A 4,610-nucleotide genomic window follows, 5' to 3' on the forward strand; every position below is an offset into this window, starting at 1 on the left:
TTCTGGTTTAAGAGAAAACTTAGACGGGAATAAACAGAATTTGTCTGGCGGCAATAGCGCGGTGGTCCCACCTGACCCCATGCCGAACTCAGTNGTGAAACGCCGTAGCGCCGATGGTAGTGTGGGGTCTCCCCATGTGAGAGTAGGGAACTGCCAGACATCAATTTTTAAGGTTGTGTCAGTGCTGACTGACCGTACCATATTGCTGATATGGCTCAGTTGGTAGAGCACACCCTTGGTAAGGGTGAGGTCCCCAGTTCGAATCTGGGTATCAGCACCATGAATACTAAAATAGTTTAAAAGAATTTACCTAGCGGCAATAGCGCGGTGGTCCCACCTGACCCCATGCCGAACTCAGTAGTGAAACGCCGTAGCGCCGATGGTAGTGTGGGGTCTCCCCATGTGAGAGTAGGGAACTGCTAGGTTTTAAATATAAGAAGCCACCCAATGGGTGGCTTTTTGCTATCTAACGATCTGTACTTTCCAAAACTCTTCTCAATTTTTTACTTATCATATTATTTCCGCCTACATGCTATTCACTGCTAGGTCTGGCTGATAGACTTATAAAATCTTAGATCACTATTTGAAATGAAGGTAGTAATGAACCTGACCGCCGAACTCAAATCACTTAATAGCTTCGGTATTGATGCCAAAGCTATTAAGGTGAATATTGTACAAAGCGCTGATGCGCTGTACCAACAGTGGACAACAGCAAAAAATGGCAATCTTCCAGTACTGCTATTAGGCGGGGGAAGCAATGTGTTATTTACTGAAGACTTTGAAGGTGTGGTCATTGTAAACAGAATTAAAGGTATCGAAATTACTGAGTCTGCAGATGCTTGGCATGTACACGCATCCGCGGGGGAAAACTGGCATCAACTACTTGAAACATTGCTTCATAAAGGAATATATGGTGCAGAGAACTTAGCGCTGATCCCTGGATGCGTAGGTTCTGCACCGATACAAAATATTGGAGCTTATGGCTTAGAGCTAAAAGATATTTGTGAATATGTGGATATCCTCTGCTTAAATACAGGTCGAATCACTCGAATCCTTGCTGAAGAATGCGGTTTTGGATATCGAGACAGCATCTTTAAACATGAATATCAGAATTCACATGCGATTATCAGCGTTGGATTGATTTTTGCTAAGGAATGGTCACCAAAGCTAACATATGGTGATTTAGCTAAGCTCGATCCTAATACTGTAACGCCTTCTGATGTGTTTGATACGGTATGTGCGACTCGCAGAAGTAAATTACCGGATCCCGCTGTAACAGGTAATGCTGGTAGTTTCTTTAAAAATCCGGTCGTCTCTGGTGAACTCGCGGAGACAATCAAAGCTAGCTATCCTAATTGTCCTCAATACGCTCAGGCAGATGGAAATGTGAAATTAGCGGCAGGTTGGTTGATTGACCAATGTGGCTTAAAAGGTTATGAACTAGGTGGTGCTGCAGTTCATACACAGCAAGCTTTGGTATTGATCAATAGAGAGAATGCGACAGGAAAAGATATTGTGGAGCTCGCTAAGCATGTCAGCCACACAGTTGCACAGCATTTCGATATATTTTTGGAGCCTGAAGTTCGTTTTATAGGACGAAATGGAGAGGTCAATGCGATGGACTGTATACAATGAAAGAGATGAGTATTCCATTACAGGTTATCGATATTTTGGCGGATGGACAAATTCATTCAGGAGAACAACTGGGTGAACGCTTAGGAATGACGAGAGCGGCAATTAACAAACATATTAAAACATTGCGCTCATGGGGTCTCGATATTCAAACAGTGACTAGCAAAGGATATCAGCTTCCTTCGCAAATTAACCTACTGAGTAAAGAACGCATTGAACAGTATGTTACTGACTCTAATGTTATAGTTGAACCGGTTATCGATTCAACTAACCAATATATGTTGGATCGAATCCCTCATCTGCAATCTGGGGATACTTGCTTAGCTGAATACCAAAGTGCGGGAAGAGGTCGTCGCGGGCGCCAATGGATTTCGCCATTCGGATGTAACCTTTACCTTTCAACATATTGGAAGTTAGAGCAAGGTCCTGCTGCTGCGATTGGTTTGAGCTTAGTTGTTGGTATTGTGATTGCTGAAACCTTAAATAAATTATGTGGAAATAAAGTCAAAGTTAAATGGCCTAATGACCTCTACATGAATGATAAGAAGCTTGCTGGAATTCTGGTTGAACTAACCGGTAAAACTGGTGATGCAGCGCATATTATTATTGGTGTTGGTATCAATATTGGTATGAGTAAAAATATCATTAAAAAAGAAGAAACAATAAATCAAGCTTGGTCTGCATTAATTGATGAAATTGAAAATATTGAGAGAAATGAGTTAGCTGGAAATATTATTAATTCATTAAAAGAATCATTATGTATATTTGAGAAACAAGGATTGGAACCATTTTTGTCTCGATGGTTTGAATTAGATAATTTTTTAGGACGCAAGGTTAAATTATTGATTGGTAATGATATTGTTGTAGGTGTTGAAAAGGGAATAAATGAGCAGGGCGCTCTGTTATTACAAAAAGAAAATGGAGACATTATCCCCTATATTGGCGGTGAAATATCATTAAGATCGAATGAAAATTAATTAAATTGGCCGGATAATACCGGCCTTATCAATTATTTTCTTAAGCGTACATTCCTAATAGAATGATTTTCACCCTTAGTCATAATTAAACTTGCCCGTTCTTTCGTCGGCAAAATATTCTCTTCAAGATTTAAACCATTAATCTCATCCCAAATTGAACTCGCTACATTGATAGCTTCTTCTTCACTGAGCTTAGAGTAATTATGGAAATATGAATCGGGATCAGAAAACGCACCTTGTCTAAATTTCAAAAAGCGTCCGATATACCATTGCTTCAGTAATTGAGGGGCAGCATCAACATAAATGGAAAAATCAACAAAATCAGAAACAAAGACATGGTGAGGATCTTGAGGGTAGTCCATATCACTTTGCAGGACGTTTAACCCTTCTAATATTAAAATATCAGGTTGGTCGATAACTTGTGTCTGATCAGGAACAATATCGTATGTTAAATGCGAATAAACAGGTGCTGCAACATTGCGCGCTCCTGACTTGATTTGAGAAACAAAGTTAACCAACTTCCGCATATCGTAAGATTGCGGAAAACCTTTTTTCTTCATTATATCTTTGTCGCGCAAGACTTGGTTTGGATATAAAAAGCCATCGGTAGTAATCAAATCAACTTTTCGATGTTCTGGCCAACGGGTTAGTAGCGCTTGTAGCAAACGAGCGGTAGTGCTTTTTCCTACAGCAACACTACCAGCGATACCAATGATATAGGGTACCTTTGCTCCATTAGTCCCTAAAAATTGCTCTAACACCGCCTGACGGCGCAAATTGGAACTTATATAAAAGTTCAGCAGACGCGAAAGAGGAAGATAAATTTCGATGACATCATCCATGGAGAGCTCTTCATTAATACCTTTAAGTTCAAGAAGCTCACTTGATGATAATGTTAGAGGTACAGAATCACGCAAAGTGGCCCAATGCTCTCTATCGAACTCTAAATATGGTGTCGTCATAAAATTTTCTTTTTGTTTCATAAGCCAACATCTGCCTATTGTGTGCAGGTTGGACAGGCTGCAAAAGCATCTGTATCCATAAAATTTGGTAGCATCATAGCGAGTGAAGAGAAGTAGGCGTAGGTTTTTTTGTGTTTTATGTGAATTTTTTTTGACGTATGCAAAAAAAAGCAGGATTTTTGCTGAAAAACTAAACGATAAAAATAGGGGAAAAACTGTGATAGTGAATAAAAAAATTATATTTTACGAAACCAAACTCGATAACGGTGCTTTACTCCTAAGATTATAATCGATTATAGTTGATGGCTGCTGTTGATGTTTTAATCTCAAAATAGATAAAAAATCAACAAAATCGCAAAAAGTGAATAAAATATGAGCAAATGAACAAAAAATTAAATTTTTTTGTTGCAACCTGCGCTCACTCTTCCTAGAATGCGCAGCACTTGATGCCGGCATAGCTCAGTTGGTAGAGCAACTGACTTGTAATCAGTAGGTCCCGAGTTCGACTCTTGGTGCCGGCACCATTAAAAATTTGGATAGGTGGGATACCCAAGCGGCCAAAGGGAGCAGACTGTAAATCTGCCGTCACAGACTTCGAAGGTTCGAATCCTTCTCCCACCACCATCTCCAATAAGCTTCTATAAGCTTTGCGGAAAACAGTTTAACAGCTGATAACTCAGGTAGCCGAGTTCATTGCGGGCATCGTATAATGGCTATTACCTCAGCCTTCCAAGCTGATGATGCGGGTTCGATTCCCGCTGCCCGCTCCAAGATGTGCTGATATAGCTCAGTTGGTAGAGCACACCCTTGGTAAGGGTGAGGTCGGCAGTTCGAATCTGCCTATCAGCACCACTTCCCCGATGTTCTCAATTATCTCCTGTTTTGTCTCCTGTAAAGAAAGAATACAAGCGAATTTAATCCTTGCTTGGTTGATGTGGTTTAACCACCGATTCCGTGTCTTAGAGGGACAATCTAATGTCTAAAGAAAAATTTGAACGTTCAAAACCGCACGTTAACGTTGGTACAATCGGCCACGTTG

At 40.4% G+C, this 4,610-nt stretch carries 3 protein-coding genes, 5 tRNA genes, 2 rRNA genes and 1 pseudogene; 10 read left to right on the forward strand and 1 reads right to left on the reverse strand.

Features of this window, described 5'->3' with window-relative positions; genetic code table 11:
* Nucleotides 1-43 precede the first annotated feature (43 nt).
* The 5 genes from rrf (GKR61_RS03135) (at nt 44) to birA (ending at nt 2,609) form a co-directional block, all read left to right on the forward strand.
* A 5S ribosomal RNA gene (gene rrf, locus GKR61_RS03135) occupies nt 44-159 on the forward strand.
* A 45-nt stretch (nt 160-204) separates the two neighbouring features.
* A tRNA-Thr gene (locus GKR61_RS03140) sits at nt 205-280 on the forward strand.
* Nucleotides 281-309: 29 nt separating this feature from the next.
* Nucleotides 310-425: ribosomal RNA gene (gene rrf / locus GKR61_RS03145) — 5S ribosomal RNA — on the forward strand.
* A 175-nt stretch (nt 426-600) separates the two neighbouring features.
* Nucleotides 601-1,635 (forward strand): UDP-N-acetylmuramate dehydrogenase, encoded by a 1,035-nt coding sequence (gene murB / locus GKR61_RS03150; RefSeq protein ID WP_036950944.1) that lies wholly within the window; start codon nt 601-603, stop codon nt 1,633-1,635.
* Nucleotides 1,632-2,609: a bifunctional biotin--[acetyl-CoA-carboxylase] ligase/biotin operon repressor BirA gene (birA, locus tag GKR61_RS03155; RefSeq protein WP_036950942.1), complete on the forward strand. Its 978-nt coding sequence runs from the start codon at nt 1,632-1,634 to the stop codon at nt 2,607-2,609. Before murB ends, birA begins: the two co-directional genes overlap by 4 nt.
* Nucleotides 2,610-2,641: 32 nt before the next feature.
* Here the strand turns inward: birA and coaA are convergent, their stop codons facing one another.
* Nucleotides 2,642-3,592 carry a type I pantothenate kinase gene (gene coaA, locus GKR61_RS03160; RefSeq protein WP_154599544.1) on the reverse strand — a complete coding sequence of 317 codons (951 nt, stop codon included), beginning with the start codon at nt 3,590-3,592 and terminating at the stop codon, nt 2,642-2,644.
* Nucleotides 3,593-4,019: 427 nt separating this feature from the next.
* On the opposite strand from coaA, the gene GKR61_RS03170 reads away from it, so the two are divergent.
* From GKR61_RS03170 to GKR61_RS03190, 5 genes and pseudogenes are all read left to right on the forward strand, one after another.
* Nucleotides 4,020-4,095: transfer RNA gene (locus GKR61_RS03170), tRNA-Thr, on the forward strand.
* Between the two features lie 15 nt (nt 4,096-4,110).
* Nucleotides 4,111-4,195, forward strand: a tRNA-Tyr gene (locus GKR61_RS03175).
* Between the two features lie 71 nt (nt 4,196-4,266).
* Nucleotides 4,267-4,341: transfer RNA gene (locus GKR61_RS03180), tRNA-Gly, on the forward strand.
* Between the two features lie 6 nt (nt 4,342-4,347).
* A tRNA-Thr gene (locus GKR61_RS03185) sits at nt 4,348-4,423 on the forward strand.
* 123 nt (nt 4,424-4,546) lie between these two features.
* Nucleotides 4,547-4,610, forward strand: a pseudogene (locus GKR61_RS03190) (GTP-binding protein); the annotation flags it as partial.

Origin of the sequence: Providencia sp. wls1916 (assembly GCF_009706585.1) — a bacterium.
GTDB classification, from domain to species: domain Bacteria; phylum Pseudomonadota; class Gammaproteobacteria; order Enterobacterales; family Enterobacteriaceae; genus Providencia; species Providencia lanzhouensis.

Excerpts from the sequence above, each read along its gene's own strand:
- birA (WP_036950942.1), top strand. The coding sequence starts at position 1,632 with ATGAAAGAGATGAGTATTCCATTACAGGTTATCGATATTTTGGCGGAT.
- coaA (WP_154599544.1), bottom strand. The coding sequence starts at position 3,592 with ATGAAACAAAAAGAAAATTTTATGACGACACCATATTTAGAGTTCGAT.
- murB (WP_036950944.1), top strand. The coding sequence starts at position 601 with ATGAACCTGACCGCCGAACTCAAATCACTTAATAGCTTCGGTATTGAT.